The organism is Micromonospora sp. DT53 (assembly GCF_049841535.1).
Lineage (GTDB): Bacteria > Actinomycetota > Actinomycetes > Mycobacteriales > Micromonosporaceae > Micromonospora.
Map to the genome: position 1 here is coordinate 82,171 of NZ_JBNCKM010000010.1, position 23,368 is coordinate 105,538.

Annotated in this window: 19 protein-coding genes; 10 read left to right on the forward strand and 9 right to left on the reverse strand. The window is 72.7% G+C overall.

Annotation, left to right across the window (positions count from 1 at the left end):
* Positions 1 to 3 precede the first annotated feature (3 nt).
* The 3 genes from ACLQ3B_RS27355 to ACLQ3B_RS27365 all read left to right on the forward strand — a co-directional run bounded on the left by ACLQ3B_RS27355 (position 4) and on the right by ACLQ3B_RS27365 (position 5,538).
* Positions 4 to 1,593 (forward strand): asparagine synthetase B family protein, encoded by a 1,590-nt coding sequence (locus ACLQ3B_RS27355; protein ID WP_425783569.1) that lies wholly within the window; start codon positions 4 to 6, stop codon positions 1,591 to 1,593.
* A gap of 289 nt (positions 1,594 to 1,882) precedes the next feature.
* A complete protein-coding gene (locus ACLQ3B_RS27360; RefSeq protein ID WP_425783570.1) occupies positions 1,883 to 4,588 on the forward strand; it encodes a fibronectin type III domain-containing protein in 2,706 nt (901 codons plus the stop codon).
* An 83-nt stretch (positions 4,589 to 4,671) separates the two neighbouring features.
* Complete coding sequence (locus ACLQ3B_RS27365) at positions 4,672 to 5,538, forward strand: hypothetical protein (RefSeq protein WP_425783571.1); 867 nt, start codon at positions 4,672 to 4,674, stop codon at positions 5,536 to 5,538.
* Here the strand turns inward: ACLQ3B_RS27365 and ACLQ3B_RS27370 are convergent.
* The 7 genes from ACLQ3B_RS27370 to ACLQ3B_RS27400 all read right to left on the reverse strand — a co-directional run bounded on the left by ACLQ3B_RS27370 (position 5,526) and on the right by ACLQ3B_RS27400 (position 11,707).
* Positions 5,526 to 5,807, reverse strand: a complete 282-nt coding sequence (locus ACLQ3B_RS27370) for a PqqD family protein (protein ID WP_425783572.1) — start codon at positions 5,805 to 5,807, stop codon at positions 5,526 to 5,528. The genes ACLQ3B_RS27365 and ACLQ3B_RS27370 overlap by 13 nt on opposite strands.
* Entirely contained in the window at positions 5,804 to 6,958 is a 1,155-nt protein-coding gene (locus ACLQ3B_RS27375) for an asparagine synthase-related protein (protein ID WP_425783573.1), read from the reverse strand. Before ACLQ3B_RS27375 ends, ACLQ3B_RS27370 begins: the two co-directional genes overlap by 4 nt.
* Positions 6,959 to 6,966: 8 nt before the next feature.
* Complete coding sequence (locus ACLQ3B_RS27380; protein WP_425783574.1) at positions 6,967 to 7,815, reverse strand: ABC transporter permease; 849 nt, start codon at positions 7,813 to 7,815, stop codon at positions 6,967 to 6,969.
* A gap of 8 nt (positions 7,816 to 7,823) precedes the next feature.
* Positions 7,824 to 8,438, reverse strand: coding sequence for an ABC transporter ATP-binding protein (locus ACLQ3B_RS27385; protein WP_425783575.1), 615 nt, complete (start codon positions 8,436 to 8,438; stop codon positions 7,824 to 7,826).
* Positions 8,439 to 8,472: 34 nt separating this feature from the next.
* Positions 8,473 to 8,628: a lasso RiPP family leader peptide-containing protein gene (locus tag ACLQ3B_RS27390; RefSeq protein ID WP_425783576.1), complete on the reverse strand. Its 156-nt coding sequence runs from the start codon at positions 8,626 to 8,628 to the stop codon at positions 8,473 to 8,475.
* A gap of 269 nt (positions 8,629 to 8,897) precedes the next feature.
* On the reverse strand, positions 8,898 to 10,109 hold the full coding sequence (locus ACLQ3B_RS27395; RefSeq protein WP_425783577.1) for an SLC13 family permease: 1,212 nt from the start codon (positions 10,107 to 10,109) through the stop codon (positions 8,898 to 8,900).
* A gap of 149 nt (positions 10,110 to 10,258) precedes the next feature.
* Entirely contained in the window at positions 10,259 to 11,707 is a 1,449-nt protein-coding gene (locus ACLQ3B_RS27400; protein ID WP_425783578.1) for an LVIVD repeat-containing protein, read from the reverse strand.
* A 139-nt stretch (positions 11,708 to 11,846) separates the two neighbouring features.
* Between ACLQ3B_RS27400 and ACLQ3B_RS27405 the strand changes: the two genes are divergently transcribed.
* From ACLQ3B_RS27405 to ACLQ3B_RS27420, 4 genes are all read left to right on the forward strand, one after another.
* Complete coding sequence (locus ACLQ3B_RS27405; protein WP_425783579.1) at positions 11,847 to 12,554, forward strand: DUF305 domain-containing protein; 708 nt, start codon at positions 11,847 to 11,849, stop codon at positions 12,552 to 12,554.
* Between the two features lie 43 nt (positions 12,555 to 12,597).
* A complete protein-coding gene (locus ACLQ3B_RS27410) occupies positions 12,598 to 13,818 on the forward strand; it encodes a sensor histidine kinase (protein WP_425783580.1) in 1,221 nt (406 codons plus the stop codon).
* Positions 13,815 to 14,480, forward strand: coding sequence for a response regulator (locus ACLQ3B_RS27415; protein WP_425783581.1), 666 nt, complete (start codon positions 13,815 to 13,817; stop codon positions 14,478 to 14,480). Before ACLQ3B_RS27410 ends, ACLQ3B_RS27415 begins: the two co-directional genes overlap by 4 nt.
* Positions 14,481 to 14,627: 147 nt before the next feature.
* Positions 14,628 to 17,102, forward strand: coding sequence for an ABC transporter permease (locus ACLQ3B_RS27420; protein ID WP_425783582.1), 2,475 nt, complete (start codon positions 14,628 to 14,630; stop codon positions 17,100 to 17,102).
* Positions 17,103 to 17,211: 109 nt separating this feature from the next.
* Here ACLQ3B_RS27420 and ACLQ3B_RS27425 read toward each other — a convergent pair whose 3' ends face one another.
* On the reverse strand, positions 17,212 to 18,474 hold the full coding sequence (locus ACLQ3B_RS27425; protein WP_425783583.1) for a nucleotide sugar dehydrogenase: 1,263 nt from the start codon (positions 18,472 to 18,474) through the stop codon (positions 17,212 to 17,214).
* Positions 18,475 to 18,598: 124 nt separating this feature from the next.
* The gene (locus ACLQ3B_RS27430; RefSeq protein ID WP_425783584.1) at positions 18,599 to 19,969 is read right to left on the reverse strand and encodes a protein kinase domain-containing protein; all 1,371 of its coding nucleotides are present in this window, start codon (positions 19,967 to 19,969) and stop codon (positions 18,599 to 18,601) included.
* A 523-nt stretch (positions 19,970 to 20,492) separates the two neighbouring features.
* Here ACLQ3B_RS27430 and ACLQ3B_RS27435 point away from each other — a divergent pair.
* The 3 genes from ACLQ3B_RS27435 (at position 20,493) to egtA (ending at position 23,358) form a co-directional block, all read left to right on the forward strand.
* Positions 20,493 to 21,125 carry an RNA polymerase sigma factor gene (locus ACLQ3B_RS27435; protein WP_425783585.1) on the forward strand — a complete coding sequence of 211 codons (633 nt, stop codon included), beginning with the start codon at positions 20,493 to 20,495 and terminating at the stop codon, positions 21,123 to 21,125.
* A gap of 16 nt (positions 21,126 to 21,141) precedes the next feature.
* On the forward strand, positions 21,142 to 21,963 hold the full coding sequence (locus ACLQ3B_RS27440) for a hypothetical protein (RefSeq protein ID WP_425783586.1): 822 nt from the start codon (positions 21,142 to 21,144) through the stop codon (positions 21,961 to 21,963).
* A 159-nt stretch (positions 21,964 to 22,122) separates the two neighbouring features.
* A complete protein-coding gene (gene egtA, locus ACLQ3B_RS27445; RefSeq protein WP_425783587.1) occupies positions 22,123 to 23,358 on the forward strand; it encodes an ergothioneine biosynthesis glutamate--cysteine ligase EgtA in 1,236 nt (411 codons plus the stop codon).
* The last annotated feature ends 10 nt before the right edge of the window (positions 23,359 to 23,368 follow it).

A 23,368-nucleotide genomic window follows, 5' to 3' on the forward strand; every position in this document is an offset into this window, starting at 1 on the left:
CCGGTGTGCGGCATCGCGTTGAGCATCGGACCCGAGGCCGACCCGGCGACCTTCCGGCGGATGCTCGCCGCCCTGGCCCCACGCGGTGAGGTCACCGAGACCCGGTCCGAGAGCGGGCTGCTCGCCGGCACCCGCCGGCTGCGGGTCGTGGACCGGGACCGGGCGGTGCAGCCGTGGACGTCGACCGACGAGCGTTGGCTGCTCTGCTTCAACGGCGAGATCTTCAACTACCGGGAGTTGCGGGCGCAGCTGACCCGCCTGGGGCAGGACTTCCGCACCGAAGGCGACACCGAGGTGCTGCTCGCCGCGTTCCAGCAGTGGGGCGAGGCGGCGGTGACCCGGCTGCGCGGTGAGTACGCCTTCGCGGCCGTCGAACGGGCCACCGGTCGGGCGTACCTGGCCCGGGACCCGCTCGGCGTCAAGCCGCTGTACTGGTCCCGTCGGCCCGGCTGCCTCCATCTCGCCTCCGAGGTCAAGGCGCTCGTCGGGCACGGCGCCCCGATCGCCGAGGTGCCTCCCGGGCACCACGGCTGGGCGGAGGCGGACGGGCAGGTGCGACTGAGCCCGTACGTCGACCTGCTCACCATCGGCGACGGTCTGCCGGTCCTCGAGGACCCCGACGAGGCCGCGCTGCTGGTCCGCGCCGCGCTCAGCGACGCGATTCGGATGCGGGTGGAGACCGACCTGACCGTCGGGGTGGTGCTCTCCGGCGGTCTGGACAGCTCGCTGACCCTGCGCCAGGTGCGCGACATCCACCCCGACTGCGTCGCGGTGACGGTCGGCGTGGCCGACAGCCCCGACGTGGCGTACGCCCGGCGGCTCGCCGCCGACCTCGACGTGCCGCACGTGGTGGTCGAACTGCGTCCGCGCGACATCCGGCTCGCCGACGTCCGTGAGGCCATCCGGATCTCCGAGCTGACCGAGTACGGCGACATCATCAACGCGGTCGTCTCGGTGCCGATCTTCCGCCGGCTGCGCGACCTGGGCATCAAGGTGGTGCTGACAGGTGACGGCTCCGACGAGTTGTTCGGCGGGTACCCGATGTACCACCAGGTCGGACCGGCGGCGGCCCGCCGACTGTTCCTGCACCGGATCCGCAACCTGTGCCGCACCGAGTTGCAGCGGGTCGACCGGGCCGCCATGGCACACGGCGTGGAGGCCCGGGTGCCGTTCCTCGACCTCAGCGTGGTGGAGCTGGCGATGCGGCTGCCGGTTGATCTGAAGCTGCGTGACGGGCAGGAGAAGTGGATCGTCCGGCGGGCGTTCGCCGACGTGCTGCCCGACTACGTTCTCCGCCGTCCGAAGAACCCGATGTCGTACTCGTCGGGGTTGCACGAGCGGGTCCGACTGTACAAGCCGCTCTTCGCCCGGCTGCACCGCTCGTTCGGCTACGACCTGCAGGAGCCGGTCCGTCGGGACTTCGACACCGTACTGAGCCGCTGCGGCAACGACCTGGACCGGGCCATCGCCGACGGCCTGACCCGACCCGACTACACGGTCCTGGAGCATGCCCGGGACCTGGTCGGCGCGGCCAAGTGGAACGCCGCACCGGTGGTCCGCCGACTGGTCGGGCCGCGCCCGGCCCGCCGCTGACGGCCGCCGCCCGAAGGACGCGACGGCAGTCGGGATCCGGACAGGCCCTGCCCAGGGCAGGACACTTTCCGCACCTGGATATCCCCTGAGCTGGGAAAACTGGTAGGAGTGGATAGAGATCCGTCACTCAATACGTGAACGGCGTTCCGTGCGTGACGGTCCGATTTCCGCCAGTCGCCCTGCGGCCGGGGGGTAGCAGGCGCGTGGCCGCCACGCTCGATCAGTCGGTCGCCTGTCTCCTTCTCCCCGTCCGCGGTGGCCCTCATCCCCGGGAGAGGGAGAAACATCCATGTCCCCAGTGCTCCGTGCCCGTCCACGGGCCGTCACGGCCTGCGCCGCAATCCTGGCGCTGTTCGTCAGCCTGCTCGTCGCTCCCACGGCGGCCTCGGCCCGCGCCCCGAGTCGCACCCCCACACCCGCGTTCGCGCCCGTGACAGCGCCGGCCGTCACAATGGAACGGATCGCCGAGGCGGCCGCTCCGGCGCAGCCACCGGCCGCTCCGGCCAAGCCCAAGGCGTCCTGGCGTGCGGGGACGGCGACGGTGAAGTGGAAGGCGCCGGATGACCGCGGCACCGCCCTCACCGGCTACGTGGTCACCGCCTACCGCAACGGCAAGAAGGCGAAGACGATCACCTTCGACGAGTCGAAGACCACCCAGAAGATCGAGGGTCTGACCGCCAAGGGCACCTACACCTTCACCGTCGCCGCGAAGAACGCGGGGGGCACCGGCCCGGCCAGCAAGCCCTCCGCGGGTGCCAAGATCATGGCGCTGCCGGGAGCGCCGACCATCGTCGCGGTCACCGCCGACACCGCCTCGGCAGTGCTGAGCTGGACGCCCGGCCCGGACGGCGGGTCACCGATCATCGGCTACGAGGTCACCCCGTACGTCGCCGGAGTACGCCAGGCCAGCCAGACCTTCGGCCCGGCCAACACGCAGACCGTCACCGGGCTGACCCCGACGGTCACCTACCGCTTCACGGTGGCCGCCCGCACCGACGAGGGCACCGGCCCGGAGTCGGCGCAGTCGCAAGAGGTCACCGCGAACGTCTCCCCGACACTGCTGTTCGACGCGCCGACCTCCGCCACCGTCGGCATCGCCTACAACGCGCAGCTCAACGTCACCCACGGCGTGCCGCCCTTCATCTGGTCGGTGGCGTCCGGGACGCTGCCGCCGGGGCTGATCCTGAACCCGACGTCCAACGGCATCTCCGGTGTGCCCACCACGGCGGGCGTCTACCCGGTGGTCATCCGGGTGGTCGACACGGCCAACCGGTCCGGCACCCGGCTGATCGTGCTGACCGTCAACCTGGCACCCGTGCTGAGTTTCCCGCCGCCACCACTGGGTGAGGTCGGCGGCGCGTACGCCGAACAGCTCACCGTCATCGGCGGCACCGCGCCGTTCGTCTGGTCCCTCGCCGGCGGGGTGCTGCCCCCCGGCCTGAGTCTCGCGCCCAGCACCGGTCTGATCTCCGGTCGGCCCACAGTCGCCGGCGCGTACCTGGGCACCATCCGGGTGACCGACGCGAACGGCTTCACCACCACCAAGGGGATCCGACTCGTCATCCAGCCGGCCAGTGTGGTCACGCTCACCGCGTCCACGAACGCCGTCACCTTCGGCACCGCCGTGCACTTCGAGGTGGCCGTCGGCCCGGGTGTCGCCGAAGGATCCGTCTCGCTCATCGACGAACTGCCCAACGGTGTGGAGACACCCCTGGGCAGCTTCCCGGTGGTGCTCAACGCCGCGTCGTTCGACCTGCAGATGCCCGCCTTCGGGCTCAACCGGTTCCGCGTCCAGTACGACGGCAGCAACCCGAGTGCCGAGGCCGTGTCGAACACCGTCACCGTCGAGGTCTCCGCCGCGCCGGGGCAACTGCTGATCGAGCAGTTCGCCCAGTCCGGCATCTCCGGCCTCACCGACCAGTACGTCTCGCTGGTGAACACCACCGAACTGAACCTGCCCATCGCCGGGTTCCGCATCGAGGCGCCCGGCGGGCTCTCCCTGCTCATCCCCGGTACCGAGCGTCCGCTGCCGCCGCGCCGAGGATTCCTGGTGGCGGCGACCGACTACTCACTCACCAACATCGAGCCCGACCACGTCGTGCCCAGCCTGGGCCAGGGCGGCCTGCGACTGGTCGCCCCGGACACCGCCCACACGGTCGTCGACTCCGCCGGGTCCACTCCCGGCTTCTCCGAGGGCACCCCGCTGCCGGCCTTCGGCAGCCCACCGTTCGTGCACTTCGCCTGGAACCGGCTCAAGGTGGGCGGCCAGCCGCAGGACACGTCGGACAACGCCACGGACTTCCGGCTGGTGGCGACAGTGCAGGGGCCGATCAACGGGGTGCCGTCGGCCCTGGGCACGCCGTCGCCGCAGAACAGCCTCGGCACCTACCAGCAGAACAGCGCCATGCAGTCCACGTTGCTCGACCCGAACGTGGCCCAGTCGGCCGCGCCGAACCGCGTCCGTACCCCGAACAGCATGGTCATCCGGCGGACCATCGTCAACCGATCCGGTGCGCCGATCACCCAGGCGCGGATCCGGATCACCACCCTGAGCCAGGTCAACGGGGCACCACTGCCCGGCGGCTCGTCGCCGGCGGTGCACTCGAACATGCGGCTGATCAACCCGGCCACACCGACCAGCTCGATCACGGTCAGCGACGGCCGGACGCTGCTGGTGCGGAACCTGGCGATGGACCTTCCGGCGACCAGCCCACCCGGCGGCGGGCTGGCCACCACCCTGACCATCCCGCTCGACCTGGGCGGGCTGGCCCCCGGCAGCTCGGTGCACATCGCGCTGACGTTCGCCGTGGACACGCCCGGTTCCTTCTGGATCGGGTACGACGTCGACGCGCTCGGTGGCTCCGCGATGCCGTCCGCGAAGAAGACCGCCACGGCCCCGAAGGGCAGCAAGGCAGCTGCCCGGCAGAAGGCGCTCGACGCTCGACGCCTGGCCGATTCCAAGAAGTTGAGCGTCATCAGCGGCACGCTGCGCTGACGTTCGCCAGATGAGGGTGCGGGTGGCGCGTCACCACGAGCGCCACCCGCACCGCGTCGCCGACCATGATCGTTGAGCAGACGATGAGCGGGGAGATCGTGTCGACACCTGGACGAGGCGTCTACGGCCTGCGGGTGCACGGCCTGGACAAGGTGTCCGAACTGCTGCCGGCCGAGGGCGCCGCGCTCGGGTGGCCCACCGTGCGGGTCCGCCAACTCGACGCGCCGCCACCGCCACCGGTGCCGCTCGACAACCGACGGGGCACCCGGGTCCTCGCCGACGGGCGGACCCTCGCCCTCGACCGGCTGGCCGGCACCGCCACCATCTACGGCCCCGCGCTCACCCCGGATGTGCTGGCCCACCCGTACCTCGCCCCGGTGGCGACGACAGTCAACCGGTGGGCCGGCCGGGAGACGTTCCACAGCGGGGCGTTCATGCTCGCCGGTCGGGCCTGGGCGCTACTTGGCCCGCGTACCGCGGGCAAGAGCAGCCTGCTCGCCGCCCTGGCCGCCCGGGGCGTGCCGATCCTGACCGACGACATCCTGGTCGTCGACGGCGCCGAAGCGTTCGCCGGACCCCGGTGCGTCGACCTACGGCAACCCGTGCCGGGCGCGGCGCTGCCCACCTGGCCGGTCCGGGCCGGCGACCGGCTGCGCGTCGGGCTGCCCCCGATCCAGGCCCGCGTCCCACTGGGCGGCTGGCTCTTCCTGCGCTGGGGTGACGCCGTCAGCCTGACCCGACTGCCCGGGACCACCCTGCTGGCCCGGCTCGCCGGGCAACGGTCCTTCGGTCAGTTGCGCTCCGACCCGGCGGCGCTGCTGTCGATCGCCGCCCTGCCGGCGTGGGAGCTGACCCGACCGCGTGACTGGGCAGCGCTCGACGACACCCACCGAGTGTTGGCGGACACCATCGCCGCCACCCGCGCCGCGGGCTCCGGTCAGGGCCGCTGAAGCAGCAGCCCGTGCCCGCGTAGGTCCTCCAGAAAAGCCGCCACGTCGGCGCGGGCCCGTTCCCGGTCCACCGGGGCGGTCTCCTCCAGTGCGCTGACCAACTCGGCGCTGGTGGCGCCGGCCACCAGTCGTTGCCAGAGCAGCGCGCCCGCCGCGTCCAGCCCGAAGTACACCGAGTTGGCGGTGTCCAGGACGACCACCTCGTCGCCGGCCACCCGCCAGGCCACCCGGGCCGGGTCGACCCGGTGCACGACCTCATGCTGTGTCACGACTTGACCTCCACGTCGATCTCGGAACGCTCCGGCCGGTCGGCGGCGCCGGTCGGCCCGGCCGGGTTGGCGGCCAGCCAGAGCTGTTGGACCAGGCTCGCGGTGCCGCCGGGGATCGGCCAGTGGGACCAGAGCCGACGCAGACCGTCGGGGTCCACCAGCTGCGCGTCGGCGCCGGAGCCGTCCCACGAGCGGACGAACTCCAGGGTCGGTGCCCGGAAGAACACCTCGAGAAAGCGGGCCTTTCGGCGTGGCGCGGTGACCTCGGCCGGGAGGGCACCCCGGACGATCTCCGCGAGCAGCCGGTCCCGGCCGACGTTCCGGCGGTCGCCGGCCAGCAGCGTCAGCGCGGCCAGGAATCCCTCGTCGAGCAGCGGCTGAATCGCGGTGGCCTGATGCTCGGCGGCCAGCGTGGTCAGCGCCGAGCAGGTCATCCGTAGGTCACGACGCCGGGTGTGCCAGGCAACCCGGTGCCGCAGCTCGCGCGGCTCCACCCGTTGCTCTGCGCGGAGCGAACGGTGCGCCTCCCGGGCCACCGGGGGGCGCAGCCAGGGAAACATCGCCGCGGGCCCTTGCCGGGTACGTGCGGCGTGCCGCAGCCTCCACAGTCGCTCGCGCAGCGAGGCCGGCGGCGGGCGACGCCACCCGGCCAGGATCTGGTCGCCGCCGGCGCCGGTGAGCAGTGACCCGCCGGCGGCCAGCTCGGCGATGGGCAGGTGCAGGTGCAGGTTGACCGGATGGACCACCCCGTGGCGGTGCAGCAGTCGGCGGGCCACCGGCCCGACCAGGTCCAGGTCGTCGTCGGCCCGCAGGATCTCCCACGATCGGCCGATCCCCAGCGCCCCGATCACCCGTTCCTGCCAGTCCGACTCGTCGGCCCGGGGAGCACCGGTGAACCGCCAGGTGACCGGGACCGGATCCGGCAGCCCTTCCCGGCGGGCCGCCCGGACGGCCACCGCCAGAATCAGCGACGAATCCAAACCGCCCGAGAAGCTGACCACGCACGGGGGCCGGGACAGACCGGCCAGTACGGCGGCGTCGAGCGCGCCCAGCGGGTCCGGTACGCCGGACGGCACGGGCCGACGCGGCGGCGGCGGAGCCACACCGAGCAGCGTGCCGGTGGCGAGGTCGAACGGTGTCGGACGGAGCATGTCGTACCTCAATCGCGTTTCAGGGTGCCGCGGCCGGCGGCGACCCGCAGCGCCCGCGCGAAGGCCCAGCTCGACACCGGCAGCAGTAGCGCGGTGACGCCGAGCAGCATGCCGGCCGACGAGGCCCACTCGCCGCCGGCCAGCGCGGCACGCAGGCCGTCCAGGGCGATCCGGCTGGGCAGCACCGCGGTCAGCTCCGGCAGTGGGCCGGGGAGTCCGGAGACCGGAAAGTACGTGCCGGACACGAAGGTGAGCCCGACGACGAAGAGCCGGGCGGCGGCGTCGCCGTGCCCGACAGCGACGGTGAACGCCGCGAGCGCGATGCCGATGCCCATCAGGGAAGCGGTGCCGGCGGTCAGCATCACCGCGACCCCCCACCAGTCGGCCCGCTCGGTGCGCAGGCCGAGCGCGGTGCCGAGGATCGTCAGGTAGACGCAGGAGCGCAGTAGGGCGAACAGGAACGGGTAGCCGGCGGTTCCGATGGTCAGGGCGGTGACCGGCACGGGTTGGGCGGCCAGCAACTCCAGCGTCCCGCTGCGCTGTTCCCGGATCACCCGGCCGGTCAGTTGCGTGGTGGCGGCCTGCAGGATGAGCAGGAAGGTGATGCCGACCGCCACGAAGTCGAAGTAGCTCGGCGAGTGCGCGAGGTCGGTGCCGGAGGACGGGGTGAGCGCCCGGGAGATGAACAGGAAGACGACCAGGTTCACCACCCCGAAGGCGAGATCCAGGAGCAGCGGCAGTCGGAACTGCCGTGGATCCCCGAGATCGCGGCGGACCAGCGCGAGGATCATCCCCAATGAACTGGCGCTGGCGGCCCGGCGACCGACCGGCCGGACGGTGGTCGTGGTCGGCGTCACGGCCTGAGTCATCGCGGGGCCGCGAGGGTCAGCGCGGACTGGCACCGGCCGCGGTCGTCGGCGAGGTGCGACGCGATCACGCAGGTCAGTCCGGGTCGCCGATCGAGTGCCTGCCACAGCAGCAGCCGGGACCTGTCGTCGAGGGATCGGCCGGGCTCGTCGAGCAGCAGCAGTGCAGGTTCGGCGACGAGCGCCCGCGCGATGCTGACCCGGGCCCGCATTCCCGCCGAGCATCGTTCCACGGGGACGGTGGCGTAGCCGGTCAGGTCCAGTTCGGCTTCGACCCGGGCGACGGCCGGGCGGACGGCTCGCCGTGGCAGCCGAAGTCGGGCGACGAGGGCCACGTTCTCCCGCGCCGACAGTTTCTCGTACAGGCCCTGCTCCGGGGCGAGGCAGACGCCGGTCAGGCGCCGGGCGGGCAGTGAGCCGACCGGGTGGCCGCCGACGGTGGCCTGTCCGGCGCTGAGGGTCAGCGTGCCGGACAGGCACCGCAGCAGCGTGGTCTTACCGGACCCGTTGCTGCCGCCCAGGAACACGCGGGCACCGACCGGAACGTCGAGGTCCAGGTCGGAGAAGATCACCCGACGCCCGAACCGACGCTCTGCCCGGCGGACCGTGAGCATCGGCGGTCCTCCCACGATGTCGGGCGGCGACGAATCAGAGCGAACCGTCGCCGCCGCCACCCAGGCCATCGTCTGGACCTACGGTGCCGCCCTTCGTCAGTTCGGCGAGGGTGCCCAGGCGCTGGATGGTCGGCGGCCGGTAGTCCGCAGCGGCAGTCCGGGCTGTGGCCGGCTCGCGGGTCGATGTCATCGGTTCTCCCTACTCGTTCGGGTGTTTGACCAGTATAAACGGTCATCTGGCACTTTAGATGCCGGGAAAGGCCGAAACGTCACTCCATGTCGTAAACCAGCCAGGATCGACAGTGACATCCCACCTGTCGGAGGAAAGGGGACGAATCCGAAACCAGCTCGCCTTTATCGACAAAGGACGATTTCTGGTATATCACATCTCGGCAGGTCAGGAGTCTGCCCGGGGCCGTCGCCAGGGCGGGCGGGTTCGGCGGCCCGGAGCTGTCCCGGTCAGCTCACCAGCAGCAGCGCGCCGACCGCGGCGAGCGTGCCGGTGACCGTAAGCACGGTGCTGGTCAGCACGAACCGGGTCACCGGCACGCTCACCCCGGCCGCCCGGCACCGCTCGAACCACAGCAGGGTGGCCAGTGACGCCCAGGGCGCGGCCAGTGGGCCGACATTGGTGCCGATCAGCAGGGCCAGCAGGCGGGTGTGGTCGCCGGGCGGCAACACCGACTCGCCGGCCAGGTAGGCGGGGAGGTTGTTCACCGCGTTGGACAGCAGCGCGCCGGTGCTACCCGCGCGCAGCGCGCCCAGCGCCCCGCCGTCGGCGCCGAGCAGGCTGCCCACCAGGTCGTCCAGCCCGTGTCGGCCGAGGGTCTGCACCACCAGGAACAGGCCGGTGACGAAGAACAGCAGCCGTACCGGCACCAGCCCCGGGCGCAGCGTGGCGGGGGACCGGACCACGAAGCCGACAAGCACCAGCGCGAGCGCGACCGTGGAGGCGAACTCGATCTCCACCCCGGCGAGGATGCCGGCGACGAAGAGCAGGCAGCCGGCGAGCGCGATGCGGTGCAGCACCGGATCGGCCGGCACGTGCCGGGACGGCGGAACGAACCGTCCTCCGGCCGGCCGCTCGCGCCGCCACCACCCGAACCAGAGCAGCGCCATGGTGACCGTCGCCGCGGCGAGCTGCGGCAGCGCCATCCGCTCGGCGTACGCCAGTGGTGTCAGTCCGACCCGGTCGGCGGCCAGCAGGTTGGTCAGGTTCGACACCGGCAGCAGCAGGCTGGCGGTGTTCGCCAACCAGACGGTGGTGACCGCGAGCGGGGCGGCGGGGACGCGCAGGTTGCGGGCCAGCGCGAGCAGCACCGGGGTGAGCAGCACGGCGGTGGTGTCGAGGTTGAGCACCAGGGTGGTCACCGTGGCCAGGCCGCCGCAGAGCAGGAACAGGGCCGCCCACCTGCCCCGGGCGGCGATGGCCAGCCGGCTGGCCAGCACGTCGAAGACGCCGGCGACGGCGGTCAGCTCGGCGAGCACGATCACGGTGCCGAGGAACAGCAGCAGCGGCAGGATCCGGTGCAGGGTCGCGGTGGTCTCCGCGCGGGGCAGCAGCCCGCTCAGCGCGCACGCGGCCCCGACCACGGCCAGGACGACAGCCACCAGGTCGAGCGGGTGCGGGCGCCAGCGCACGGTGGGCTCGGTCGGGGCTGCGGTCTTCACATCTGCCCACGTTGGCACAGCCTCCGACCAGCCGGCCCGCAACCCCCGCCCAGGTGACGGGCCCCACCGCGGGTGTGCGGCCGAGCGGCGGCTGACGCGGTCGGGCCCGACCCCTCGACGAGGGGCCGGGCCCGGATGGCGCGTCGGTTCTACCAGCTCAGGTAGCCGGGCTGGGTCTGCACGTTCAGCTCACGGAACCGGGTCAGGTTGGCCGTCCAGGTCCGCCAGTCGTTCAGCTCCAGGACGTCCAGGCCCTTCTGGATGTCGTTGGAGTAGATGTGGCCGTTGTAGTAGTACGACGACCAGGAGCCGCCGGTCACGGCCTCGGTCGCGGAGAGCGGGCCCCGCTCCCAGTACGCGATCTCCTTGGGGTTGCGCGAGTCGGTGAAGTCCCAGACGGAGATGCCGCCCTGATACCACGCCTGCACCATGATGTCGCGCCCGAGCACCGGGATCAGCGAGCCGTTGTGCGCCACGCAGTTCTCGGTGTCCGCGTTGCTACGGGGGATCTTGTAGTAGCTGCGGAAGGCCAGGGTGCGGGAGTTCCCGCGGCCGGCGATGTCGTAGATGGCGTCCGCGCCCCGGTTGGGTCCGACGGTCTCGTTGCAGGTGGCCGCCCCGCCGCCGCCCAGCTCGTCGGTGAAGACGACCTTGGTGCCGGCGTTGTTGAAGGTGGCCGAGTGCCAGAACGCGAAGTTGACGGTGTCCCGGACCTGGGTGATGACCCGGGGCGCCTCCCGGTTCTTGATGTCGAGCAGGATGCCGTCACCCATGCAGGCGCCGGCGGCCAGGTCCTTCGACGGGTACGCGGTGATGTCGTGGCAACCGGCGGTCGCCGAGCCGGTCTCGCTGCCCGGGAAGCCGCCGTCCGGGAAGAGGTTCGGCGTCGAGATGACCGCCGACTGGGTGGGCTTCTTCACCGGCACCTTGACGATGGAGATGGAGTCGTGCGGCGGCTGGCAGTCCGGGAATTCGGCCCGGGGGCTGTACGACGAGACGTACAGGTAGACGTTCTTGCGGTCCTTGCCCGGCACCAGCGTGTGGGTGTGCGACCCACAGGCGGTCTCCACGGACTTGATGTACCGCGGGTTGGCCTTGTCGCTGATGTCGAAGATCTTCATGCCCTCCCACGACTCCTTCACGGAGGCGGGCTGCGCGACGCTCGCGCACGAGTCGTCGCTGCGCGAGGAGTCGGTGGACACGAAGAGCAGGTTGTCGTAGACCGAGATGTCGTTCTGGGATCCCGGGCAGTTGACCTGCGAGGTGATCTTCGGTGCGCTGGGGCGGGAGATGTCGTAGATGACGAACCCGTTGTAGTTGCCGGCGAAGGCGTACTTGCCCTGGAACGCCATGTCGCTGTTGAGCGCCGCGGTGGTGTCGAACGGCGCCTGCTTGGGCACGTTGGCGATCTGGCGCAGGTTGGGGCTGCTGCGGATCTCGTCGACGCCCGGAATCGTGCTGGCCGGAGCCGCCGCCGGTGGCGCCGCCTCCTGGGCGTTGCTCGGCGTCGCGACGGCGACGCTGGTCAGCAGGAGACCTGCGGCGGCCAGGCTGACGATCCGGACCTGTCGGAGCCGGGGGGTGATGAGTTTGATCATCGGCGACGCCCTTCGAAAGGGGGATGGCGATGTTCGGTACCTTACCGACCGTCGGAGATCATCGATGTGACCCGGGTCACATCTAAGTGGACTCATCAATCGATAAGATCGCTGCGACCTCGGCGTGAGGGGGAGCGGCATGACTGTCCGACGTGGCCGGTTGCTGACCGTCGTCATAGCGACGGCCGTCCTTATGGTGTTCGTGGTGGTGGCCGTCCGTGCCACCGGCGACTCGCCCCGGCCGGCTGCCGCGACGACCTCGCCCAGCCCGCCGTCGGCCAGCCCGTCGCCCACCCCGACCGGCCCCGAGCCTCCGCCTCTGATCGTCCCCGGCCGTCCGGGGGAGGCAGCGGTCACCCGACCCGCCCACGAGGTCCGCGACGACAGCCCGCCCCGCTTCAACGCCCTGGACACCGTCTACGTCCAGATGATGATCCCGCACCACGAGCAGGCGCTGGAGATGACCGCGCTGGCCGACGAGCGGGCGTCCGATCCCCGTATCCGGGCCTACGCCGACCGGATCAGGGCCGGGCAGGGCCCGGAGATCGCCGTCCTGCGCACCTGGCTCCGCGCCCGCGGTCTGCCGACGTCGGCGCCCGGGCACGACCACAGCGGCATGCGCGGCATGCAGTCGCCCGAGGCGATGCGCCAGCTGACCGACGCCCGGGGCGCGGAGTTCGACAGGCTCTTCGTGCGCATGATGAGCGAGCACCACCAGGGCGCGGTGACCATGGCGACCGACCTGCTCTCGGTCGGCCTCGACCTGACCCTCAACGAGCTCGCCACCTCCCTCGCGACCGAGCAGGCCATCGAGATCGCCCGGCTGCGCGAACTCACCCCACCCTGACCGGTCACACGACAGTCGCCCGCCCGCCTGCCACGTACGCTGGGTGACCGTGAGACGCACGATGTTCGGTCGGCCGTTGCGCGGCGTCGCCTTCGACGCCGCCGTGTCCGCCCTGGTGGCGCTGGTCAGCCTGACCGCGGCGGTGAACCAACCCGGCGGCTGGGCGGCCACCCTGGTCGGTGTGGGAATGGCGGTGGCGCTGCTGTTCCGCCGCACCCACCCGAGCGCGGTGACGGTGGTGGTCGCGGCGCTCGCCCTGATCCAGGTGATCGCCGAGTGGGGCCCGGTCGTCTACGACGTCGCCGTCCTCATCGCCCTCTACAGCGTCGTGAAGTACGGCGAACGGCTCCGCGACGGCGTGCTGGCCGGCGCGGTGGCTGCCGTCGGCGTGCTGCTGGCCGCCGCGCAGACCCCCCACGTCGTCCACTGGTGGGCGACCGCGCTGTGGTATGCGCTGGTCACCGGCGCGGTGTGGCTGGTCGCGCTGAACGTGCGGACCCGCCGGCTCTACGTGCTCAGCCTGGAGGAACGGGCCACGACCCTGGAACGCGAGCGGGAGGCCGAGTCCCGGGCGGCGGTCGCCGAGGAACGCACCCGGATCGCTCGTGAGCTGCACGACGTGGTGGCTCACAGCATGGCCGTGATGATCGTCCAGGCGGACGGCGCACGGTTCATGCTCGACCGCGACCCGGCCCAGGCGCGTACCGCCGTGAAGGTGGTCGCGGACACCGGCCGGCAGGCGCTGGAAGAGATGCGCCGGTTGGTCGGCGTCCTCCGCGACGCCGGCCCGGCCGGCCCGGACGGGTCCGACGGGCTGGCGGTGGCGGCCGACCCCGAGCACCGGCGCCTCGCCCTGGCCGAGTTGCCGGACCTGCTGGCCCGGTTCGACGACGCCGGACTGCACATCCGCAGCACCGTCACCGGTGCGCCACCGGCCCTGCCGCCGGGCCTGGAGCTGACCGTCTACCGGGTCGTGCAGGAGGCGCTGACCAACGCGCTCAAGCACGCTGGCGTCGGCGCGGGTGTCGAGGTCGTCCTGTCGTACACCGCCGAGGCCGTCGTGGTCCGGGTGGTCGACGACGGTCGCGGCCGCCCGCTGGTCAGCCCGGCGCCGTCCGGCGGTCACGGCCTGCTCGGCATGCGGGAGCGGGTGACGGTGTACGACGGCAGCCTCACCGCCGGCCCTCGGCTGACCGGGGGGTGGCAGGTCGAGGTCCGGCTGCCGCTACCTTCAGAGCCGGCAACGGAGGTGATCGCGGCATGACGGTCCGGGTAGTGATCGTGGACGACCAGGCGCTGGTCCGCGCCGGGTTCCGGATGGTGCTGGACTCCCAGCCCGACCTGGAGGTCGTCGGGGAGGCGATCGACGGCGCGGACGCCCTGCGGGTGCTCGCCCGCACCGAGGCCGACGTGGTCGTGATGGACATTCGGATGCCCACCATGGACGGGGTGGAGGCGACCCGGCGGCTCTGCGCCGATCGGCCCCCGGGTGGACCCCGCGTGCTGGTGCTGACCACCTTCGACACCGAGGCGGACGCGTTCGCGGCCCTGCAGGCCGGGGCCAGTGGATTCCTGCTCAAGAACGTCCCGCCGGAGGAGCTGCTGGCCGCGATCCGGGTGGTCGCCCAGGGCGACTCGGTGGTGGCCCCGTCGATCACCCGGCGCCTGCTGGACCGGTTCGCCGGGCAGCTCGGCGCCGCCCCGAGCGCCGACCCTCGGCTCGCGCACCTCACCGAACGGGAACGGGAGGTGCTGCTGCTGGTCGCCCAGGGGCTGTCCAACGCGGAGATCGCCGCCCGGGTGCACGTGGCCGAGGCGACGGTGAAGACCCACGTCGGGCGGATCCTGGCGAAGCTGCAGCTGCGCGACCGGGTCCAGGCGGTGGTCCTGGCGTACGAGAGCGGGCTGGTCACGCCCGGCGGATGACACCGCGTACGACCTGGGTCGTAGCCCTCGGCGGGCGGAGCGCGACCCGGGTCGCAGGCAGGTCGAGCGCGCAGGTGGAGATCGACGGACCGGTGCCGGCCATAGCGTCGGAGGGGTCCGATCCGCCGCCTGCACCGGGAGCTCCGCATGATCCGCCTGACCCTGCGCTCGTTGCGTGCCGAGGCGCTGCGCATGTTGCTCTCGGCGCTCGCCGTCGTGCTCGGCGTCGCGTTCGTCGCCGGCACCATGATCTTCGTGGACGGGATGCGGACCGGGGCGTACGAGCGGGCCGGCACCTTCGACCGCCACACCGACCTGGGTGTCTACTCGGCCGGCCGCGAGGTGTTGCCCCCGGCCCTGGTCGACCGGGTGCGGGCGGTCGACGGGGTGGCCGCCGCAGCCGGTGAGTTGACCAACACCGCCGGGATCGTCGGCGCGGACGGTCGGCCGGTGCTGGGCTTCACCATGCTCGTCGCCATCCCCACCGAGGACGCGCTGCGCTCGTACGACGTGGTGGCCGGCCGGTTGCCCGACCGGGCCGGGGAGGTGGTGCTCGACGCGCCGACGGTGGCTGAGCAGGGCTTTCGGCTCGGCGCGGAGGTCCGGATCGGCGCCACCGGCGGGGCGGCCCGCCCGTACACCCTGGTCGGCACCGTCGATGTGGCCGGCACCTCCCGCGACGTCGGCGGTCCGTTCGTCGGCCTGGTCGGGCCGGACGCCCTCGCCCTCACCGGCGAGCGGGGCTACGGCCGCGTCATGGTGGCGGCCCGACCGGGCGTCGATGTCACGGAGCTGACCGAGAAGCTACGCGCCGTGGCCGGCGCCGACGCCACAGTGAAGAGTCGTCAGCAGATCCTCGACGAGGCCGTGGAGGACGCGGTCCGCAACGTGGACCAGTTCCGCATGCTGTTGTTGATCTTCGTGGGCGTCGCGATCGTGGTGGCCGGCTTCGTGATCGCCAACACCTTCGCGATCGTGCTGGCGCAGCGCACCCGACGGACCGCGTTGCTGCGTCTGATCGGCGCCACCCGGGGACAGGTCTTCCGGTCCACCCTGCTGGAGTCGGGCGTGCTGGGGCTGGTCGCCTCCGCCCTCGGGGTGCTGCTCGGGGTGGCCCTCGCCGGCGGGTTGCGGCTGCTGCTCGCCCAACTGGACGCGCCGGTCACCGGTGGCCTGACCGTGACCGGTTCGACAGTGCTGACCGGACTGCTGCTGGGCACCGGGCTCACCGTCTGCGCCGCCCTGCTGCCGGCCTGGCGAGGGACACGGATCGCCCCGGTGGCCGCGCTCACCGACGCCGCGGTGCAGCCCGGCCGGGGTGCTGGCCGGGTTCGACTGAGCGTCGGCGCGGTGGTGCTCGCCGTCGGTGTCGCCGCGCTCGCCGGCGCGGCCAGCGCCGGTCAGCTACTGCTGGTGGCGCTCGGCGGGGTGCTCACCTTCTTCGGGATCGTGCTGTTCGGGCCGGTGCTCGTCCCGGCGCTGGCCCGGCTGTTCGGCTGGCCGGTACGACGTGTGCTCGGCGCCACCGGTGAGCTGGCGGTCGCCAACACGGTGCGCAATCCGCGGCGGGTCGCCGCGACCGCCACCGCGTTGGTGATCGGGATCGGACTGGTCTCGGCGTTCGTGGTCGGCGCGCGGAGCACCAAGGACGGCATCGAACGCAGCGTGGACGCCCAGATCGGCACCGACTTCGTGGTCAGCGGAATCGGTCAGGACCTGCCGGCCACGCTCGCAGGTGAGCTCGCCTCCCGCCCCGAGTTGGGTGTGGTGCACGAGCAGCGCAGCACTGTCGTCGACGACGTCGAGATCCGTGCGGCCCACCCGGCGCTTGTCGGCCGGACGCTGAGCCGGGTGCTGGCCGGTGACGCCGGACGGGTCGGGCCGGGGCAGGTGCTGGTGCACCGCGAGTTGGCACGGGCACGCGGCTGGCAGGTCGGCTCACCGGTGACCGTCGGGGGCATGTCGTTCCGGGTGGCCGCCGTGGTCACCGACGACACCCCCGGCGGCGAGGTGCCCGCAGGTCACGTCATCGACCTGTCCGACCAGGACTTCGCCGCGCTCTTCCCCGCCCAACGGGGCTACCTCGCCGAGATCGACCCGGCCGCCGGGGTGAGCCCCGAACGGGCCCGCGACGCGATCGTCGCCGTGCTGGGCAGTTACCCGACGGTCAATCTCATGGATCAGGGCGCGTACAAGAAGATGCTCACCGGCACGGTGGACATGCTGCTCGCCCTCGTCACCGCGCTCCTCGGCCTGGCCGTCGTCATCGCCCTGGTCGGTGTGGCGAACACCCTGAGCCTGTCGGTGGTCGAACGGACCAGGGAGAACGCCGTGCTGCGGGCGGTCGGGCTCACCCGAGGGCGGATGCGTGCGGTGCTCGCCGTCGAGGCGGTGCTGATGGCGCTGGTCGGCGCGGTGCTCGGCATCGGGCTCGGCACCGGAGTCAGCGCGTCCACGATGGCCCTGCTGGACCGTCTCGGCGGCGACTTCCACGTGGTGCTGCCGCTCGGCCAGCTCGGGCTGATCCTCGGCGTCGCGGTGCTGGCCGCCCTGCTCGGCTCGGTGCTGCCCGCCCGCCGGGCGCTGTCCCGCCCGGTCGTCGAGGCGCTCGCCGACCAGTGACCCGGTCGCGTTCGCCGCACCACGGGGTCCGACTCCGGTGGTCGGACGGACATCCGCCGGCCGGCCCCGCCGTCATCCCCGGCGGCGGGGCCGGCCAGCGGTGCCGGGTCTACAGGCGCTCGACCATCGGGCCGACGCACCGGTTGCGGGTGTCGAAGACGTAGCGGGCGTGCTTGACCACCAGGTCGTAGTCGAACGTGTCGTGGTCGGTGACCACCACCACCGCGTCGGCCGCGCGCACCTCCCGCTCGGTGAGCCCGACCACGGTGACCCCGGCGGGGATCTGGTGCGCCTCCGCGTACGGCTCGACGGCGTGCACCTCGGCGCCGAGGGCCTGCAGCCGGCGCGCCACGTCGACGGCGGGAGAGTCGCGCATGTCGCCGGTGTTCTTCTTGTACGCCAGACCGAGCAGCAGCAGTCGAGCGCCGCTGACGGCCCGGCCGTCCCGGTTCAGTCCACCCATGATCCGCTGCGCGACGTGTTCGGGCATCTCGTGGTTGACGTCGTTGGCCAGCTCGATGAACCGGAACTGCCGGCCGAGACGGCGCTTGACCTGCCAGGACAGGTAGCACGGGTCGATCGGCAGGCAGTGCCCGCCGACGCCGGGGCCGGGCTGGAACGGCAGAAAGCCGAACGGTTTGGTCGAGGCGGCGTCGATCGCCTGCCAGACGTCGATGTCGAGGTGGTGCGAGAGCATGGTCAGCTCGTTGATCAAGGCGATGTTGACCTGGCGGAAGGTGTTCTCGATCAGCTTGGTCAGCTCGGCGACGCGGGTGGAGTCCACAGGTACGGTGCGTTCCACGAGGCGCTTGTAGAACTCGTCCACCCGGGCCAGCGACGCCGGGTCCACACCGGAGACCACCTTCGGCGTGTTCTCCAGTCGCCAGGTCCGGTTGCCCGGGTCGATCCGCTCGGGGCTGTAGCCGAGGTGGAAGTCGCCGGGGCTGGTCAGCCCGCTGGCCGACTCCAACAGCGGGCGCAGCAGCTCCTCGGTGGTGCCCGGATACGTGGTCGACTCCAGGATCACCGTGCAGCCCGGGCGTACGTACCGGCCGATACCGATGCCGGCCTGCTCGACGAAGCTCAGGTCCGGGGTCCCGTCGCGCAGCGGGGTCGGCACCGTGATGACGCAGATGTCGAACCCGTCGGCGTCGGTGTACTCCGTGCTGGGGTGGTAGCGGCCGCTGCCCAACGCCCGGCCCAGCCGGTCGGCCGGGATGTCCTCGACGAACGACTCGCCGGAGGCGAGACGCTTCACCCGGTCGGCGTCCACGTCGAGACCGACCACGTCCAGCCCGGCCTCGACGGCCCGCATGGCCAGCGGCAGTCCGACGTACCCCTGACCGATCACGACCAGCTTTTCAGCGCTCACCCAGGCTCCCGCAGCAGATGGTGTAAATAGCCTGCTGAGAGCCTAGAGGCGCCTTCGGCGCCGTAAGTCCGTTTTGGGGATATCGGTGCCGTTGGGGTTGCCGGGGTCGGCGACAGCGGGCGGCTCAGCCGCCGGCCGGCACCTCCGGCTCGATCGGGGCGCCCGTGGTGGTGGGCGGGTCGGACGGCGGCGCAGGATCACTAGGCGTCGCACTGGCCGTCGGCGCACCGGTCGGCGCCCCCGTGGTGACGGGCGCCGTCGGCGTCGGCGAGGTGACGGTCTCGCTCGGCTGCACGCTCGGCGTCGCGGAGACCGAGGCCGACGGGGAGTTGGTGGGGACGCGCGGTCGGTCGGGCCGGCCCGGGTCGACGCTGGTGATCTGCTCGTTCGCCGCGGGCAGGTCGACGGGACCGCTCGGCGCCACACTCGGCGAGGTGCTCGGCAGATGGACCGCCGGTTCGTCGCCGGCGTTGCGCTGCGCGGCCAGCGCCGCGCCGAGCCCGACCAGCGCGACCAGCACGGCCGCGGCCGCGCCGACCAGCGGGCCTCGCCGCCGCGCGGCCCGTGACCTGTCCGCCACCGCCGCGCCGGCCGGCACGTCCGTGCGGGTGCCCGGCCCGGCGTCGCGCAGCGCGACAGGCGTCGCCATCGCCGTCGGCGGCTCGCCGCCGGTGACCGCTGTCCGAGCGGCCTCGGCCATCGCCGCTCCGCTGGTGAACCGCTCCAGCGGATCCTTGGCCAGGGCCCGCGACACCAGGGCGCGGACCGCCTCCGGAATGTCGTGCGGCAGCTCCGGCGGCTCGTCGTCCAGGTGCCGGACGGCGACCTGGAGCGGATTGTCGCCCGTGAACGGAGGACTGCCGGTGAGGCAGCAGTAGGTGACCGCGCCCAGGGCGTAGATGTCGGTGGCGCCGCTGACCGGCCGGCCGGCGGCCTGCTCGGGAGCCATGTAGAGGGCCGTGCCCGGAACCGCGTTGGTGCTGGTGATGCTGGTGATGTCGGTGGAGCGGGCCACGCCGAAGTCCACCAGGACGACAGTGCCGTCCTCCTGCACCAGCAGGTTGCTGGGTTTGACGTCGCGGTGCACGATGCCGCCGCGATGCGCCGCGTTGAGCGCCGCGGCCGCCTGGGCCACGATCGACATCGTCTCGGCCACGTCGAGCCGCCCGGCCGCTTCGATCCGCTTGGACAACGGCTCACCGGCGACGAACTCCATCACGAGGTAGTCCGCCCGGCCGCCGTCGGGGAGCTCGTCCTCGCCGCAGTCGAAGACCTGCACGATGCCGGGGTGCCGCAGCGCCGCCATGATCCGAGCCTCGGCGCGGAACCGCGCGATGAAGTCGGGATCGGACACCAGCGCCGGCAGCAGGACCTTGACCGCGACCTGCCGGCCGAGGATCAGGTCGGAGGCACGCCAAACGTCGCCCATGCCGCCCGTGGCGACACGTTCGTCCAAGCGGTAACGACCGCTGAGCACGACCTCCGATGACAACACCGCATTACCGTACCTAGAGTGGCGCGGGGCGGCGCGCCGTGGCCGGGCCGCCGGACGGGCGGGTCGGACCGGCTGATCCGGCCTGACCTGTATGGACGACCGACCTCGGTGACGCTGTGGATCTGCGGTGTCACGAAAAGCGACAATTTCCGTCATCCAGGTCCTCGCTGGTGGCAAGAAAGCGCCCTGGGGCACGGTTGGCGTCCCCCGCGCACGGGCCGTTACGACGACGCGCCGTCCCGCAGGGTTGATAATTGTCACTCTTCCGTGACGCGACGCCGACTTGTCGCGCCGTGAGCCCCCTTTTAGCGTTAGCCCGACTCGGGCCTCCCGGCCACCTCGGTGGGCAGCGCGCCGATCGACCACCCTGGCGTCGGCTCCGGACACGCCGCCCCGACAATCGTGGTCGCGGGACAATCAGAGCGGCGGAGGGCGGTGTGGTGCGGGTGCTGATCGGGCGGGCGACTCGTGCCCCAGCGCCGTTGGTCGGGCCGGTACGTCCCGGGCCGTGCGTGGGTCGCGGATGACCGCCGACCTGTCGGAGGTGGTGAGCGCCGCGCAGGCCGGCGACGAGGAGGCGTTCCGTTTCCTCTACCGCAGCCTCCAGCCCGGGCTGCTGCGCTATCTGACCGCCCTCGTCGGGGCCGACGCCGAGGACGTCGCCTCCGAGACCTGGCTCCAGATCTCCCGTGACCTGCCCGGCTTCACCGGGGGTGAGTTTCGGGCCTGGACGGTCACCATCGCCCGTAACCGGGCGATGGACCACCTGCGCCGGATGCGCCGCCGCCCCTCGCTGCCGGTTCCGGTGCAGGCGCTCGTCGAGCTGGCCAGCGACGCGGACACCGCCGAGCGAGCCAGCGAGACGATCGGTACCGAGACCGCCCTCGCGCTGATCGCCACCCTCCCGCCACGGGAGGCCGAAGCGGTCCTGCTGCGGGCCGTGATCGGGCTGGACGCGGGATCCGCAGGCCGGGTGCTGGGCCGCCGGGCCGGCGCCGTGCGGACGGCCGCCCACCGAGGTCTACGCCGGCTCGCGGTCCTGTTGGAGCGGCAGAGTCCAACTGGGTCGCCAGTCGGGTTCGAGGGGGTGCCGCCGCCGCGTACGGGGAGCGGCCCCGCCCTGCGAGCACCGCACGCCGAAGCGGCGGACGGCTGACGTGAGGGGACTCCCGATGAACCCGTTCCGGCGGGCCGACCACGCCGACACCGAGCGGCTGCTCGACGCGGCCCGCGCCCGGATGGACACCACGCCGGCTCAGGGCAGCTCCGCCACGCCCCCGGCAGCGGACGCGACGTCGCCCGAGGCGTACCTGGCCGCGCCGAACGTGCCCCCGGCCGAGCCGGTGGCCGCGTTGCTCGCCGCGGCGACCGGTCCCGTCGGTCCCGGCGAGTTGGCCGGCGAGGAGGCCGCGTTGGCCGCGTTCCGGGCCGTCCGGGCCAACCCGGCGCCGGCCGTGCCGCAGCGGCGCCGTCGTCGGGTGACCACCGGCGCGGTTGCCTGGATCGGCGCGGTGGCCGCCACCGCCACCGCGGGGGCCGCCTTCGCCGCGGTCACCCGGGACCGGGCGCCAGACCCGGTCGCGCCGGCCCCGTCGCGCCCATCGCCCTCGGCGCACCAGGGCGTGCCCCGCTCGCCCGAGCCCGGTCGCTCGGTGGTCCCCGGGGCACCGTCGCCAGGCGCGCCGTCGCCCGTCACCGCCACGCCCTCGGCCGTTCCCGCCCCCGCCGACCAGGTGCACGGACTGTGCCGCGCGTGGCAGGCCAAGAAGCCCGACCAGCGGGAGAAGGCACTGCGTACGCCGGCCTTCCAACGGCTGGTGACCGCCGCCGGCGGCCCCGCCGAGGTCGAGGCGTACTGCCAGCGGCTGGTGCCCGAGGCGAAGCCCTCCGAGTCGGCGAAGATCAAGCCCTCCGAGTCGGCGAAGGGCAAGCCGTCCCCACCGGCGAAGGCCCCGCCGTCACCGCCGCCACCGGGCCACCCCGCCGACGGCTGAACGGTCGGCGGCCGGAGCGCTCCGGGTTCCGCCCTGCATCGGAAATTCGTCTGTTAGACAGAGGTTGGTGGCGCCGTGCACGCCCCCCGACGGTGTCGGTGGGTGAGCTTACGGTGGCACAGTGCGCCGGACCCGGCGCACGGAGAGGGGGATCGACCCTTGGTGACGTCACCCGACCTGGACCGCAGCGCCATCCTGCGCGAGTCCGCAGCCGCAGTCCGACACCTGGCCCGGATCTGCTTCAAGACCGGCCCACCCACCCACACGGGCGTCGAACTGGAATGGACCGTGCACGACGCCGCCGATCCCGCCCGACCCGTCGACGCGACGCGGCTGCGGACGGCGCTCGGGCGGCACAGCCCCGCCACGCTGGATGCCACCAGCCCAGCCGAGCCGCTGCGACACGGCGGCATGGTCACCCTGGAGCCGGGTGGCCAGTTGGAGATCTCCACCCCGCCCCGCCCCTCGGTCGCCGCGTTGATCCGCGCCATCGAGGCCGACATCGCCCAGGTCACCGACCTGCTGGCCACCGCCGGTCTGATCCTCGGCCGCAGCGGCATCGACCCCCACCGACGGCCTCGCCCGGTGGTGGAAACCCCCCGCTACCGCGCGATGCGCGCGGCCTTCGACCGCCGTGGCCCGGCCGGTCGCACGATGATGTACAGCACCGCCGGCCTGCAGATCTGCCTCGACGCCGGCGAGCCGGACCAGGTCGCCGACCGTTGGGCTGCGGCCCACGCGGTCGGGCCCCCACTGCTCGCGGCGTTCGCCTCCGCCGCTCGACACGCGGGGCGGCGCACCGGTTTCGCCTCCGCCCGGATGGCCGCCTGGCTGGCCATCGACCCGGCCCGAACCCGCCCGGTCTGGTCGCCCGCCCGCGCCGGGGCTGATCCGATCGACGCCTGGACCAGCTACGTGCTGGCCGCGCCGCTGCTCTGTCTGCGCCGGCACGACGCCGACTGGGCCGCGCCACCCGGCGTGAACTTCGCCGACTGGCTCGACGGCGCGCTGCCGCAGCCGCCCACCACCGATGACCTCGACTACCACGTCAGCACCCTCTTTCCGCCGGTGCGGCCCCGCGGCTACCTGGAGCTGCGCTACCTGGACGCGCAACCCGATCGGGACTGGCGGCTGCCGCTGGCGGTGCTGACCGCCCTGTTCGGCGACCCGCGCACCGTGCGTACGGCGTACTCGATCGCCACGCCGGTGGCGCACCGCTGGTCGGCCGCCGCCCGGCACGGCCTGGCCGACCCGGCGCTGGCCGCCGTCGCGGCGGCCCTGCTCGACCTGGCCCTGACCGCTCTACCCCGACTGCAGCTGCCGGCCAGCACTCACGACGAGGTTCACAGAGGTGTACGCCGGCGGCTGGCCGCCGCAGAGAGGAGAGACCAGTGAGCGCGAGGAG